This is a genomic window from Methanospirillum stamsii (genome assembly GCF_003173335.1).
GTDB lineage: Archaea > Halobacteriota > Methanomicrobia > Methanomicrobiales > Methanospirillaceae > Methanospirillum > Methanospirillum stamsii.
The window spans coordinates 28,817-43,637 of sequence record NZ_QGMZ01000018.1; the positions used below are offsets into that span (position 1 = coordinate 28,817).

General features: G+C 41.9%; 15 protein-coding genes. 3 read left to right on the top strand and 12 right to left on the bottom strand.

Annotation, left to right across the window (positions count from 1 at the left end):
* Window position 1 precedes the first annotated feature (1 nt).
* Window positions 2-1,417, top strand: coding sequence for an NAD(P)H-dependent oxidoreductase (locus DLD82_RS09095; protein WP_109940810.1), 1,416 nt, complete (start codon window positions 2-4; stop codon window positions 1,415-1,417).
* A gap of 22 nt (window positions 1,418-1,439) precedes the next feature.
* Here DLD82_RS09095 and DLD82_RS09100 read toward each other — a convergent pair whose 3' ends face one another.
* The 6 genes from DLD82_RS09100 to DLD82_RS09125 form a co-directional block, all read right to left on the bottom strand.
* A complete protein-coding gene (locus DLD82_RS09100; protein WP_109940811.1) occupies window positions 1,440-1,787 on the bottom strand; it encodes a hypothetical protein in 348 nt (115 codons plus the stop codon).
* A 95-nt stretch (window positions 1,788-1,882) separates the two neighbouring features.
* Window positions 1,883-4,105 carry an efflux RND transporter permease subunit gene (locus DLD82_RS09105; protein ID WP_109940812.1) on the bottom strand — a complete coding sequence of 741 codons (2,223 nt, stop codon included), beginning with the start codon at window positions 4,103-4,105 and terminating at the stop codon, window positions 1,883-1,885.
* A 22-nt stretch (window positions 4,106-4,127) separates the two neighbouring features.
* Window positions 4,128-5,462: a COG1361 S-layer family protein gene (locus DLD82_RS09110; protein ID WP_109940813.1), complete on the bottom strand. Its 1,335-nt coding sequence runs from the start codon at window positions 5,460-5,462 to the stop codon at window positions 4,128-4,130.
* A 10-nt stretch (window positions 5,463-5,472) separates the two neighbouring features.
* Window positions 5,473-6,762 carry a COG1361 S-layer family protein gene (locus DLD82_RS09115; protein ID WP_109940814.1) on the bottom strand — a complete coding sequence of 430 codons (1,290 nt, stop codon included), beginning with the start codon at window positions 6,760-6,762 and terminating at the stop codon, window positions 5,473-5,475.
* 202 nt (window positions 6,763-6,964) lie between these two features.
* Window positions 6,965-8,188 carry an NAD-dependent dihydropyrimidine dehydrogenase subunit PreA gene (preA, locus tag DLD82_RS09120; protein ID WP_109940815.1) on the bottom strand — a complete coding sequence of 408 codons (1,224 nt, stop codon included), beginning with the start codon at window positions 8,186-8,188 and terminating at the stop codon, window positions 6,965-6,967.
* Window positions 8,155-8,775 carry an HdeD family acid-resistance protein gene (locus tag DLD82_RS09125; RefSeq protein ID WP_109940816.1) on the bottom strand — a complete coding sequence of 207 codons (621 nt, stop codon included), beginning with the start codon at window positions 8,773-8,775 and terminating at the stop codon, window positions 8,155-8,157. Before DLD82_RS09125 ends, preA begins: the two co-directional genes overlap by 34 nt.
* Before the next feature lie 196 nt (window positions 8,776-8,971).
* Between DLD82_RS09125 and DLD82_RS09130 the strand changes: the two genes are divergently transcribed.
* Window positions 8,972-9,343 carry a DUF1622 domain-containing protein gene (locus tag DLD82_RS09130; RefSeq protein WP_219968325.1) on the top strand — a complete coding sequence of 124 codons (372 nt, stop codon included), beginning with the start codon at window positions 8,972-8,974 and terminating at the stop codon, window positions 9,341-9,343.
* Between the two features lie 17 nt (window positions 9,344-9,360).
* Here DLD82_RS09130 and DLD82_RS09135 read toward each other — a convergent pair whose 3' ends face one another.
* Window positions 9,361-9,555 (bottom strand): rubredoxin, encoded by a 195-nt coding sequence (locus DLD82_RS09135; RefSeq protein WP_109940818.1) that lies wholly within the window; start codon window positions 9,553-9,555, stop codon window positions 9,361-9,363.
* Window positions 9,556-9,627: 72 nt separating this feature from the next.
* Between DLD82_RS09135 and DLD82_RS09140 the strand changes: the two genes are divergently transcribed.
* Window positions 9,628-9,972: a hypothetical protein gene (locus DLD82_RS09140; protein ID WP_109940819.1), complete on the top strand. Its 345-nt coding sequence runs from the start codon at window positions 9,628-9,630 to the stop codon at window positions 9,970-9,972.
* A 9-nt stretch (window positions 9,973-9,981) separates the two neighbouring features.
* Here DLD82_RS09140 and DLD82_RS09145 read toward each other — a convergent pair whose 3' ends face one another.
* The 5 genes from DLD82_RS09145 to DLD82_RS09165 all read right to left on the bottom strand — a co-directional run bounded on the left by DLD82_RS09145 (window position 9,982) and on the right by DLD82_RS09165 (window position 14,786).
* Entirely contained in the window at window positions 9,982-10,875 is an 894-nt protein-coding gene (locus DLD82_RS09145) for an ion transporter (protein WP_109940820.1), read from the bottom strand.
* A 19-nt stretch (window positions 10,876-10,894) separates the two neighbouring features.
* Entirely contained in the window at window positions 10,895-11,356 is a 462-nt protein-coding gene (locus DLD82_RS09150; protein WP_146199745.1) for a DUF6438 domain-containing protein, read from the bottom strand.
* 88 nt (window positions 11,357-11,444) lie between these two features.
* Window positions 11,445-12,167: a tetratricopeptide repeat protein gene (locus DLD82_RS09155; RefSeq protein ID WP_109940822.1), complete on the bottom strand. Its 723-nt coding sequence runs from the start codon at window positions 12,165-12,167 to the stop codon at window positions 11,445-11,447.
* A 69-nt stretch (window positions 12,168-12,236) separates the two neighbouring features.
* Window positions 12,237-12,881 carry a tetratricopeptide repeat protein gene (locus DLD82_RS09160; protein ID WP_109940823.1) on the bottom strand — a complete coding sequence of 215 codons (645 nt, stop codon included), beginning with the start codon at window positions 12,879-12,881 and terminating at the stop codon, window positions 12,237-12,239.
* Window positions 12,882-12,935: 54 nt separating this feature from the next.
* The gene (locus tag DLD82_RS09165) at window positions 12,936-14,786 is read right to left on the bottom strand and encodes an AMP-binding protein (RefSeq protein ID WP_109940824.1); all 1,851 of its coding nucleotides are present in this window, start codon (window positions 14,784-14,786) and stop codon (window positions 12,936-12,938) included.
* Between the last annotated feature and the right edge of the window lie 35 nt (window positions 14,787-14,821).

A 14,821-nucleotide genomic window follows, 5' to 3' on the forward strand; every position in this document is an offset into this window, starting at 1 on the left:
AATGGAGATTTGTGTTCTCAACGGAAGCCCGAAAGGAGAAAAAAGTGTAACCATGCAGTACACGAAATTTTTGGAACTGGCAAATCCGGATCATTCATTTCATACCTCTCATATAAGCCAAAAAATCTCTATCCTGGAAAAAAATTCAACCGAATGGGAAAAAGTGATAAATACGATTCAAAAAGCAGATATTATTCTATGGGCTGCACCGGTATACTTCCAACATGTTCCTGCACAATACAAGCGATTTATTGAACTGATTTTCGAGAAAAAGGTAGACACTCTCTTTTCCGGTAAATATGCCGCTTCACTTTCGACATCTGTTCATTTCTTTGATCATAAAGTCCATGAATATCTGCAGGGAATAAGCGAGGATCTTGATATGCGATTCGTAGGATCATTTTCTGCAGCAATGGAGGATCTTTTGCAGGTAAAGAACCAGGTCGAGCTTACCGCTTTTGGTGATGATATATTATCCGCCTGCGAATCTCACCGTCCTGTTATACGGGCATATCCACCGGTTCCGGAATTAATACGTGAATATAATCCGGGAGTTATTCAGGATAGTGTTGATAAGGGTGACAAAAGGGTTTTGATTCTCCATGATTCAAAGTCAGGTTCAAACCTTGAAAAGATGGTAAAACAGATGAGTTCACAATTCTCCGGTGAAATTGATATCCACCATCTTGATGACATTGGAATAAAGGGAGGATGTCTTGGATGTGCCCAGTGTGCTTTTGATAATCAGTGCATATATACCGATGGTTTTTGTTCTTTCTGGGAAAATAAAGTAAAACCATCAGATATTATTGTGTTTGCCGGCACTATCAGGGATCGGTACCTTTCATCTGCATGGAAACAGTTCTTTGACCGGAGTTTTTTCCTTGGACATATTCCGAGGTTCTCCGGGAAACAACTGATAATTATGGTTCAAGGCCCGCTGGCATCTGTTCCAGGGCTCCGGGAAAATCTTTCATGTCTTATTTCCGGTGGAAACCTGGTAGATTTTGTTACTGACGAACCAGGTGATGATGCCTGTATTGATGCACTCATAAGTTCAGTAGCAATGCGGGCTGTCAGGTATGCTCATGCAGGGTATCGAAAACCCCCGATGTTCCCTCAGGTTGCAGGACATATAATTCTCCGGGACGAAATCTGGGGGAATTTACGATCAGTATTCAGAGCTGATCATAAGTATTACAAGTCTCACGGTCTGTATGATTTTCCCCATTACCGATACAAAAAGCGTATTTCACTGTTTTTCTTCTCTCTTATGATGAGTATTCCAAGTATTCAGAAAAAAGTAAAACCGGTCATGAAGGATCACATGATCCAGTCTTTCACCCAGGTCTTTACCACCAGTAACGTTTTGAAAAACAGGAATTCAAAGATAAATCCCGGTCTGAATACAAAGTAGGATCATCCTTATTGGATCTCTTCTATTCTTTCCGGTGATGGGCAGGATACCAGAGGAGATCCGTTTTCGGATCGTACAGAAAGATATCAGAAGTCATATTTGTATCATCGGTTGAGTTTTTCTCACGGAAGGTTGCACGATATTCCAAATCCGAAATCTTTTCCCATGTTCCGTTAAATTGTTTCCCAAGTCCTTCTGCTTCAAATACAGAGTCTGCAAGGAAAGAATAAGCCTCAACGTAATCTCCTGCAGTGTATTCATACGTGCCTATGATGGGATCCTCATGAGTCTGATTCACTGCCAGGGCAAAGGGAGATGCAAAAAAAATACTTCCCAGAATAATTATTCCAATTATGGAAATTCTGCTCATAATATGTTTATTTTCATCAATCCGGATATAACTTCTGTATTTAAAAAGGGATTTTCTGTATGGATTATGGGTTTAAATGGCCCAACTCTAACCTGTTATGATTTTCGTTTCATTATTCTCTCTTCAAACCGTCCCATAATCGAAAATATTGCAGGCATGATTACGATTGCTCCAATCAGAGAAAAAACTACCGCTATCACCGTCATTATCCCGAAATTTGCAATGATTGGAAACGAGGAGAGTAAGAGTGCTGAAAAACCAAATGCAGTCACCAGTCCGGAAACGGTAATGGAAGCTCCAATCTTTTGTACACTCTTTTGGATAGCCTCGTTCGGATCTGGTGTATTTCTTTTCTCTTCAAGATATCGCTCCATCATCAGTATTGTATACTCTGAAGAAACCCCAATTGTTATCGCCCCAAGGGAAGCCGTAATAAATGTGTAGTAAATTGAAAATATCCACATCACCACAGCATTCCATCCGACAACACAGATAATCGGAAAGAGGGGAGCGGCAGAGACAATATGACGGTATGCAATTATCAAAAAGAGAAATATCATGATGAATGCCAGGATGGTCATCAGCGGTTTATAATATTCAATATAATCCAGTGTAATTGCATTTAATTCAAACTCCCCGGTAGTCCGGACAGAAAGACCTGGTGGTGGCTCAACCCAGTCAGTAGTATCCAGAATTACTTTTCTCATCTGGCTGGACTGCTGGGATGTAAGAGAAACAGTCTCGAGCTCCATCAGTGATGAGGTAATACCAGCGATGTACTTATCCTTCTCATCCGCCGGAATCGATGCCAGTACATTATTCAGTTCGGTCTGTGAGTTCGGGATAGTTCCATTGTTGTAAGTCCTTACAAGAGAAGGAATGCCGGTAACTCCGATGATTTTATCCGGATATACTTCACTGATGAAAACTCCGTATCTGTCCATCCATTTGACTGCATTGAGATTTGTCACATCCGGAGCCGTGATAAGTAGTTCAACCGGTGTTTGTGATCCAAGGAGATTGGTTACCTTGTCCATTACTACTTTTGCCGGCATATCCGGAGGAACCATAGAATCCATGGTTGTATCAATGGCAATTCTGTCATCTACAGCAAGTCCTATCCCGGCAAGCATGAGCACGAATACCAGAAGAATTACGGGAGCTTTAGCGATACGAAGAGCAAGACCTGAAAGAAAGTTGTTGTATGTATCAAAAAAACTCAATCCCCCTGAAGAACTGACTTTTGGCTGGTAATTAATCAGGAGAGCAAGAGCGGGAAAACCAAAAAGTGTTGCTCCATAAGCACAGATAATTCCTATAATGGCTGTCTGGGTAAATCCGGTTAATATCGGGAGCGGAGTAATAAAGAGGACAATAAAACCGAGTGCAGTAGCAATCATTGCATTCAGTACGGCATATCCGGTGTTGCATATTGTCGTCCTTACCGCTTCATTGAGGGGAGATACAAGAAGTTCATCGTTAAGTCTTGACTGGAACTGAACTGCATAATCAATCCCGAGTCCCAGTAATACCGGAAATCCTCCTATTGCTCCGATATTTATAGAGATACGCATTAATCCAAGAAATCCGAACAGATAAACCATACCGATAAGGACAAAAAGAAGAGGCAGAAGTCTGTATCGAACAGATCCGAAAAGGATGAAAAGTGCGACAAACATCAGGGAAAAGGCACCGAGAATGAGTACTACAATCTGCTTTGTCATATTGTCAAGCATCTGTTCATTAAATGCATCGGTTCCGCTGATCTCAATATTTGTTCCGGGTGGAAGGTCAGCATTCTCTATTACCGACTGGATTGGGTCAAGAATAGAGGTTGGATCCCCTTCTGCTGTGATCATCCCGAGGGTATGAAGGTCATCCGGAACAAGTTCTTCCTGGTCTGATTCAGGTAACTGCTCAAAAATTGCCTTAATTTGTGCATTGGATCTCGGAAGGATACCTCCGTTGGCACTTGCGATGACATCGGCGATAGTCTGTGTTCCGATGACTCCTGGAATTCTGTTTAATTCTTTTTCAAGAATTTGCAGATCATAAAGAACAGAAAAATCCAATGGTTTTGGAGTAGTAATATAGAGAAGAACGATTTTTTCCCCGCTATAATCTTTGGTATATGTTTTATACCAGATCATTGAGGGATCATCTGCTGAAAGATAGATGTCATCGCCAGATTCCATTGTCAGGTTACTCATTACTGCAAAAGAAGCCAGAAATAAGAGTACCATTACAAGAAGAACCTGGGCTGGCCTGGCAATAACCAGATCTGCGACCCCTTCATAAAACCGGTCAATCAGGGACATCTGATTCCTCTAAAAATAAAAATCATTTTATCAGCCTTTCCTCCCTTTCAATGAAAAGGTACCCTGCAATAATCACTATCCCTAGGATAATTACCAGTGATACAGGGGATAAAAGCATGGATAGTATACCCGGTTCCTTTGTTGTAATTTCTATACGCATCGGATCAGAAATTGCAATCAGGCCATCTTCTCCCCGGTATTTGACATCGGTTAAAATTCCATAGGTTTTTACAAGGGCTGAAGATTCAAGATTAAATATATAATCTGCATCTGCTGATCCTCCCGGAGGAATAGTTCCAAGAATTATTCCGGTCTCGGGAGATGAAACAGGATCTATGGGTACAATCTTTGCAGTAGCATCATATGCCGGAGTATCACCTGTATTTAAGTATGTTACCCTGACATTCACCTGACCTCCGGGTTCAATGATTGGTTCGTTGTATTCAAGAAGAAATTTTGGACCTTTCTGAATAGGAATTCCAATTGAAACAGGTGATGATGTTGTCTGAATTCCGTTTTTATCTTCGTATGATATGATAAGGGTTGCCGGAAGGACAGACTCGTCAGCATTATCATGAATTGCTGCCTTCCACTCTACTATTCGCTCTTCTCCCTGGGCAAATGTTCCAAGGTAATAACTTCCCTGGTAGGGTAGGAGCAGGCTTGATGTTCCTGAAATTAGTTCTGCAGTTGCATGAACTCCTGCATACTGGCCGATATTGGTAATATTTGCGGTAATTTTCCCGTTTAGTCCGGGTGAGAGATTTGATGATGTTATATCATCGACTCTTACACGAACTACTTTTTTTATCGTTACAGGTATGGGAAGTGTCGTGTTGTACGGTTTATACGTAAAAATATTGGATGAGGCTTGCATAGCAACTGATTCAGCATACTGTGAATTCACCTGAAGGTTCAGGGTATAGGATCCTTCCTTTGCATCGGCAGGAACAATCACTGGAAAAGCAACATGTACAACATCAGAGGGAATCAGGGCCGGAATAGTCAGGGGTGTTGCAATAATATCCACTGGTGCAGTTCCTGGCTTCAGTATTAGTTCTGCTCCGATTCCGACAACCGGACTTGATGGTACCGGATCTTCGATATCCAGTATTTTTTCCGGAGTATGTCCAATATTACTGATTTCGAAATGAAGTAGCGTTTCATTTCCCGGTTCAAGTTCATTAGAGCCGGCAACAGTTGCAGAATAATATGGCTGACCATATGGAATGGGGACAGCCGAAACTGAAATTGAACTACAGATGAGACATAACAGTATCAGAGTGAATATACACCAGGTAATTACCCGGTATTGTTTTTCAGAATGAAAATATTGGAAGATGACTATTCTGTTCATCTTTCCTCCGTTATGGCTGTTTTATCCGGCGGTAATAATAAATACCCCCGCCTATCAGGATAAGGATGATAACACCTGCAAGAATGGTGAAATCTCCCGATGATTCTGTAACAATTACCGGAACCTTAATTGGATCTGAAACATATTCGGTCAGGTTGATATCGGTATACCTGATTTCAGAATCAAGTGCATAATCTTTTGAGGTTGTATCGCTATTTACGTTCAGTTTAAATCTTGCTGTTGCAGTTTCTCCAGGCTTGATCGTTCCAAGGTATGACTGGTCATCTTCACTGGTGAATGGATCAACAATATTAATCCCTGCCTGTGCATTGTAAACCGGATTCAATCCTGTATTTCGATATTCAACATTGATAACTTCTTTCCCTCCGGAACTTACCGACTGTGGGGTGCTTACAACCTCGAAGGTTATTTTCTGATTGAAACCGGCACTGATGTCCTTCTGGCTGGTTTCTGCCGCAAGTCCCTGGTAATCTGTGTATGTGGCAAATAATTTCAGGGGATACTGAATAGCCGCATCTGCATCTGAAGCTACCGATACTTTAAAAGAGAGAGTGTTACTTTCGTCTTTAGGGAATTCCCCAACATATATACTATTCTGGATAGGAACGATTGGGCTATTTCCAACCGGTTCAATGGTAAATACCGTCTCTTTTCCCGTGTCAGATCCGACATTTTTCACAGTAACGGTGATATGACCTTCCCCGCCAACATTCAGATCACCAGTATCTACAGAAATGATTTGAAGAGTTACAGCAGGACGCACCGTTACGGGAAGATAAAATGTCTTTTCATCATCTTTAAAAGCATACTGGATTTCATCAATTCCCGTCTGTGTTGCCTGGCTCATATATTGGTACGAGACGGTGAGAGGAATCTGGTATGATCCGCTTTTTGCAGATTCCGGCACTGTGATTTCAAAGGTCGTTTGTGTTACGGTTCCGGCTTTTATATCTCCAAGGATTTGGGAATCTGTGGTGACCTGAACCGGACTGTCTCCTGAGTTTAAGTCAGCGGTAAGGGATAGTGCAGTGGTTGGAAGGTAATCAGGAGTAATTGTTCCTTCATCCACAAATTTCATATTCACCGTTCCACTGTTTGTAATTGATATCGTAAGATCTGTTTTTTCACCTATGCGAAGTTCATTGCTGCCAATAATCGCAGTTGATATTACCGGCTGTCCGGAAGAGTATTTTTCACCTGCTAAAACTGGGGATATGCAACAAAAAAGCAATAAAAGGAGAATTAATCCTGATATCCTTGTGATCCGGAGGAGTTCCATAATGTAGGTAAGGGAATCGAATATTGATATAAGTTATGAATTTATCATGAATTCATGGATAATATTACAATTTTCATGAATGAAGTCTATGATTAATGCTTGATTTAATGCGAAATATTTAATCACTTAGGGCATACTTCTTATTGCGGATATGCCCCTTCCGGCAAAACCCGTGTTCTTTTGAAATTTTTTTGCTGTTTGATTATGATTTCGCTCCCTGTCTGTCCATCCTGATACTTATCATAGTAATGCTTTTTGATGGGCAGACCAGAGAGCATAATGAACAATTATCACATCTTTCCTGATCAATAGCAACCCCTTTATTAGTCATGCGGATAGCCTGGTATCCCCCGTCCCGGCAGGAAATAACGCACGTTCCACATTTGGTGCAGGTATCCTGATTAACGAATGGCACACCACGGATGTTACGGTTCAGTGTTTCATGACTGGTAATCTGTGATAAGGCCTTTCCTCTGATCACATCAGGGCCGGACAACCCTTTTTCTTCTAGGTATTCTGATAATCCCGTTGTTAATTCCCTGATAATTCCATATCCCCGCCACATAACTGCTGAACAGACTTGGACTGCGGAGGCTCCTGCAAGGATGTATTCTGTTGCATCATTCCATGAACTGATTCCTCCAATTCCAATCACCGGCGTAGAACCTGCCTGGGCAATCTGTGATACTACCCGGAGACCAACCGGTTTTACGGCCGGCCCTGAATATCCTCCGTATGTCGAATAACCTCCGACGGATGGTATTGGAAAAAAAGTATCCAGATCAATTCCTATCAGGCACTGGATGGTATTGATGGCTGATATCATGTCTGTTCCTCCTTTAATGGCTGCCTGTGCGATGGGAATAATATCAGTGACATTTGGTGTAAGTTTAACAATCAGGGGGATCGTGGTTATTTTTTTGACATGAGTTGTCAGTTCTCTGACCAGGTCAGCCTGCTGGCCGATAGCTGCACCAAGTCCTCGTTCCGGCATTCCATGAGGGCATGAGAAATTGAGTTCGATGGCATGAGCCCCGGCTGACTGAATCTTTAAAGCCAGATCCTGCCATTCAGCCGGATCAGCTCCTGCCATAATGCTTGCGATTAAGAGTTTGTCCGGGAATTCCCGTCGGAGTTTGGAGATTTCAATAAGCCAGTACGAGACACTTTTTTTACTGAGGAGTTCGATGTTTTCAAACCCGAGAAGAGTTGAGTCCCTGTCTTTCCAGGCAGAAAATCTTGGAGAAACATCCGTGATTACCATCTCGTCGGGTCTGATGGTCTTGATAACCGCTCCTGCCCATCCTGCATCAAAGGCATGTCTTATCTGGTCAGCAGTTGCAGTAGGTGGGCCTGACGCGAGAATAAAAGGATTTTCAAGTGTAAATGGGCCTAATGTGGTTCGTATCCGAGATTCTGATGCCATATAAGATTAGGAATGGATAAGTTTAAAAAAGAAGGGTATTCATTTTTACAGGCCACGACGAAATCGCCTTTTTTCATAATCAGGCTGGCAATGATGCTGATTATACCAAATACCAGACAGTAAAGGCCGAGGAGGACGATGAGAATCAGTGAACCTGCTGTCGGGATTGGGGCAAACCCAATCAGGATCCCAAATAATACTCCTATAAATCCGTTAACTCCAAGCAGGGCACGGAATGGGAGTTCCTTTAAAGAAAATGCAATGAAAAGTTCAGTAATTCCGGTAATAATTGCCCAGGCGGCTATCAGAATAGTCATTGCCACGATCATTGAGAATGGTGATATAAAGGTCAGAATTGCTATGATTACCCCAATAATAGAGAGAATGAGTACCGGCCATCTCCCGGGCTGTTCAGATGAAAGACTCATCCCTCCGGTCATCAGGGAAATCATCAGAAGAAAAATTCCCACGATATAGGCGATAACTGCTTCCATTGCAAGAGGAATGGTAAAACAGAGAATTCCCACGATTACTGCAAAGATACCACGGGCAAGCAGACTCCCCTTGGTAAGAATTTCTGGCTCCATGGATTATTACTCGTTAAATTTCTTATTAAATGCATCGATATCTATGTAAAAGGCAATACTTTTACCAGATGTCGATATAGGCTGAAAATTTATGTTGCCTGACTATTTATGTGTTCATTTCTGTTAATCCAGGACATTTTCAGGATTTCTCATGTAACCGATAATCCTATTAGGAAGTATCTGATACCTGGATGATATGTTCTCTTATTTTTTTGATATCCTGAATAGTAATATGCTGGTGTGCATTGAAATTATCTCTCAAATAATTGAGATAATTGCCGTAATTATAATATTTGGGGCTGTAATTAGTGGTTCAGTCAGATATCTTTATCAAAGGTACGCTTCATACTTAAAAAGAAACCAACAATTAACCGAATTACGACAGTATATTGGACAATGGTTGTTATTAGGGCTTGAACTCCTCGTCGCTGCAGATGTAATACGGACGGTTGCTCTTGATCAAACTCTTGAAAGTGTTGCAGGTCTGGGATTACTCGTTCTTGTGCGAACATTTCTAAGCTGGGCCTTGGTTGTGGAAATGGAAGGGAGATGGCCATGGCAGCATTAAAAAAAGAAAAACCAATCTCACCTGATAAAGGTAAACATGGATTTAGGTTCTCTGCATACCGGACAGCGCCAGGAGGGGGGAAGATCTTCAAAGGCAGTTCCGGGTGGAATATTCTGTGTGGGGTCTCCTTTTTCCGGATAGTAATAATACCGGCATGGATCACACCGCCATATTCCTTCTTTTTTTGTTGTGCTTGAAACAACACGTTGCATATATTATAATTGGTTTTTATGAGATATGGCCTTTGAGTCTCTCATAAATACCCGGACAAAGACAATGATACTATGAAACGTTCCTCAACCATGTCCCCGGCAGAGATTCCTTCCTCAACCAGAAAAAATCCTTCATTTCCTGTATTGATTGGAGTAATTTTAGCAATAATTATCTTTCTTCTTTTCATTCTTTTTGTGGTAATGGTCCCGCCATCATTAGAGAGCGGGTCAGAAGATAGATCTGAGAAGATGGATGCAGCAGTAAACCTGGCTGTAGAACAGTCGATGGAGAATGTGAATGAATCCGGAACAATATATCAGAAAGAACCCGATATTACCATGAGTCCGGAATTATTGGCGATAGATAAACCATTTTCTGCAGAAGAGGAGAAAGAAGAACTGGAACTTGATTCATAAATCCGGGCTTCATTTTTCAAAGATGATCTGTTTCTTAAGCGTTAGGTATTCTTCATCGGTGATATAACCTTTTGAATGCAGACTGCCAAGTTTATCAATAAGAGCTAATGAAGATTCCATGTTTATCCTTACAATTTCATTATTTCTGGCCCTCTCCTTTTCTTCAATAAATCCTGATGCCATGATTGCAGAAGGAAGAGCCAGAACAAGTACTCCTGAAATTGTAATCACACCGGCAATTATCTTTCCAACCGTGGTTACCGGAATAATATCTCCATATCCGACGGTTGTAACAGTCATAACCGCCCACCAGAGAGAAGCAGGGATACTTGAAAATTTATCCGGTTGAACATGGTTTTCTACGACATACATGATAGTAGAAGAAAAAAGAATCACGAAAACGAGGGAGAAGAGCATGATGACTATGATTTCACTTTTTCTTCTGATTACCTGTTTTAATTGAGTAAGAGATGAGGTGTATCTGGTAAACCTTCCCAGTTTGAAGATTGATATTAATCTGGAAAACCGGATTACCGCCAGATCGGATGGGACAATCACGGGGATGAAGAGTGGAAGCACTGAAACAAGATCTATTAAAAGGTATATGTTCGCTGCATATCGTATCCGGTCAGTTATCATCCGGTATGGAACGGTTGTTTGAGTGCAGGACCAGATACGGAGAATATATTCGATAAGGAATATCGTGATGCAGGTGTTCATAATCAGGTTTAGCATAACTCCATAATGGAATGCAATAGATTTTACCGTGTAAAGAATTACTGCAATTGTATTTACAAGAATGGCAGATGCAAGAATAACATGGAGAAATTGTGCATTCCTGTCCTCTAATGAAGGATTATCCAGAATATTATGGATATATGCTCTTGCATCCTGGTAATTCACAGTGCTTCCTGGTTAATTATTAAAGGATTTCATCATCCCAGCCGATAAAGGAGCCATTTCCAATCCACCTGCTGGTGTTTGCCACCAAATCAACTGCATCTTCCATCATCATCAGAGTTTGAGGAGCAGAACTATCTCCATAATAATGATAAACCGATTTATTAATGGAACTATTCCGGACTGTAAGAGTGGCTGATGGCATATCTGTGATTTCATATGCGGAATATGAGTCATTGAGATAAAAAAAACCGTCTGTATTCAGACTATGAAACAAATCTGCAACAGTTTGTGGATCAATCGAATTTGTGACATTCCCTTCAGTTTCGACAAATTGTCTGCCTTCAAAAAATATCGTTCCGTTTCCGGATAGTGAGACTGTGTATACCGGACAGGTACCAAAACACATCCCTCTTTCCAGAGTTATCTGGATAGATTCATCTGGAACGTTCAAAGAAACGGCAGACATGGGTACGATTAACATAATGAGTATTATCATACCTGAAAACACCAATAACACCCGCTTCATATTGGTAAATTGTCGTTCCAGGTAAAAAGGGTGTTGAATATTCTTAAGATTCCGTTATAGATGCGGGGGTGTATGCACTTGGGGTTAGAATTCCGGTATTCTCTGAGTATCCTGAATTTCCTGTAATCTCGTTAAGTAACCGGGATATCTCCTCCAATTCATCCGGATGCGATACTCCTGCCAGTTCATACTGGGTTATTGCTGTTTCAAGAGCGATTTGTGCTTCGCTGAACCGATTAAGGGCATATAGTACTCTCCCTTTTCCGGCATAGGATGCCCAGTTTGTTTTTTCTCCTTTTGCATAAGTGATTGCATCAGTATATGCTTCGAGAGCGGAAAGGTATCGTTTCTGACTCTCAAGGGCAAGTGCAAGGCCATACCAGGCATCAGCAGATGTAGGCTGCAAATCAATCGCTTTTTTAAATGCAGTGTATGCCGTCCGGTAATTACCTGCTTCAAGAGCAGCATATCCTTCTTTGAAATACCCCTCATATGAAGGAGTAACTTCCGTTGGTGTGGGTATTGGTCCGCGGTCAAGAACGGTGCTCATGATGTCTGAATCAATCTGGGCTAATAACCAACTTGGTGTCCGGAACAGACTTCCCTGAGAGTATCCCTCTTCATCAATGATTGCCATGTCTGTTACCGATCCGGTAACGAAAAGATTTACAAAACCTGGGACTCCCTCAATATCAGCGAGAGTTGTCATTCCGGATAATAGCAAACCAGATATCAACAGGGTAATTAGTATCTTCGCATTTGACATACTTCATTGATCTCATACGAGTAATAAATACCTATCCCCCGGATAAGGATAACAAAAAAAGGAGGTTATTCAGATATCATTTGCCTTATTCAGTGCATCCTGAGCTGCATCTACTTCACCTAATGCCTCAAGAGCCTTTGCAAGTGACTGGTATATGGATGCTATTTCATCAGGTGATGATTCTCCAGCCTGCTCATATTGACTGATTGCAAGATTACATGCTTCCTTTGCTTTTTCATACTGCTGGATAGAAAGGTATGATCTCCCTAATCCTGCGTTCGGCCCCCACTTATCAGCCGCTTTTTTTGAGAAAGATAATGACTGGGAAAAAGCATCAACAGCCGAAAGATATCGTTTCTGGTTTTCAAGAGCAAGACCTTTTCCATACCAGGCTTCATAAGATGTACCGTTCATCTGAATTGCTTTTTCAAATGATTTTTCAGCATCACGGTTACTTCCACCTTCGAGATATGCCCATCCCTCATTTATATAACTCTGGAGTGTTGGAGGGGCCTTTGTTGGTTCCTGGCTTTTTGTACCCCAGTAATCCAGATTGCTCATATCCTTGTAATCCTCATCCATTTTATCGATAAGGAATTTTGGTGTTTTAAAGATGGTTCCCTGTGAATATTCCTCATCATCCGATGCAAATACTCCTGTCGGAAGAATAAGTCCGATCAGAAGAACTGAAATAATTAGAACTTTACAATTCATTACTCAGCATTTGAAAAAAGGAGAATAAATAGTTGTCAGGTTGAAAATAGAGAACTATGTATGATTTTTGTCACCATTTTTCTGTTCTACCTCAAACCGCTTCATTTCCAGTTCTCTTAAATCCTTTCGCTTTATCTTTCCGGAAATGGTTTTTGGTAGTTCTTTGATGAATTCAATCTTTCTTGGATATTTGTAGGGAGCTGTAGAGTTTTTCACGTATTCCTGGATATCCCTGGAAATTTTTTCTGATGGTTCAAATCCTGCTTTCAGGACAACAAATGCCTTTACGATGAATCCCCGGATGATATCCGGTGATCCGACCACTGCAGCTTCCTGGACTGCGGGGTGCTCAATTATGGCACTTTCCACTTCAAATGGTCCGATTCTATATCCTGAAGCCTTTATGACATCATCGTCCCGGCCCACAAACCAGAAATACCCGTCATTATCCTTCATGGCCCTATCTCCGGTATAGTAATACCCTCCCTTGAATGAATTGGCATTTGCTTCTTCATTGCCCCAGTATTCCATGAAGAACCCGACTGGTCGTGGTTCGGTTTTGATGGCGATGGAACCTTCTTCTCCAGGTTTTACCTGGTTCCCATCCTCATCATGCAGTTCTATTTCCCATCCGGGGGAAGGTTTTCCCATTGAACCATATTTTGGTTCCATACAGGGAAATGTCCCTACACACAGTACGGTCTCAGTCTGACCATATCCTTCATATATCTCAAGACCGGTTGCATCTTTCCATGCTTTGATTACTTCGGGGTTAATCAGTTCACCAGCACTGACACAATGACGAAGTTCTGAAAAATCCCACTTTCGAAGGTCAGCCATTATCAGCATCCGGTAAATGGTGGGTGGTGCACAAAATGTGGTGATTCCGTATTTTTCGATGAGGGGAAGAAGCTCAGTAGCATTGAACCGGCTCCGGTAATCGTAGACAAAGATTGCTGCACCTTCTATCCACTGCCCGAACAATTTACCCCAGGCGGATTTTGCCCATCCGGTATCTGAAACGGTGAAATGGAGGTCATTATTCCTGACATCATGCCAGAACCGTGCTGTTACGATATGACCCAGCGGGTAGGAATGTGAATGTTGAACCATCTTTGGTTCACCGGTAGTCCCGGAAGAAAAGAAGATAACCATCGGTTCAGATGATTTTGTCTTACGCATCCCCTTCAGGTTGATTATCCGTGAAGAAACCGGAGCAGGATACATGAGTTCCCGGGTATAAGAGAGCCAGCCGTCACATTCTCCGTCTACGACCATCTTTGTTACCAGAGTCGGGCAATCACCCACGATTTCATCAACTTTGTGGGCATTTTCCATGTCTGTGATGACCATTTTTGCTTCAGCAGTATTGACCCGGTAGGCGATGTCCTTTGGAGTCAGCATCGTTGGTGCAGGGATATATATTGCCCCGATTTTGATGAGTGCCACGGTCATAAACCACCATTCCGGCACCCGGTGAAGCATAATAAGAACCCGGTCTCCTTTTCCGATCTTGTACTTGATCATCATGTTGACGATCTCGTTGGATCTTCTGGAAATGTCACGGAAAGTGAAAAATTTTTCTTCTCCCTTCTGGTTTGTCCACACCATCGCGATCTTATTTCTGTCCTTTTTCGCCCAGGCATCCACGACATCAAAACCAAAATTAAAGTATTCCGGAACTTCAATGCGGAAATTCCGGTATGTTTCGTCGTAGCTTTGCATATTGTGCCGGCGTGGAGCCGGTGAATCATCAATGATGGGACTTGATTGTCCACATGGATAAATCCCATATCCGGACAGTTTGCGAAGTTGTCTGGTGCATGCTTCATTTATCCAGTCAGAGCGGGATATCTGCCTGACGACACTTTCCTGATCAACCCGGCGGGTCAGATCATCATCCATCGAAATTGAGAAACGAACCATCTATACTAATCTGG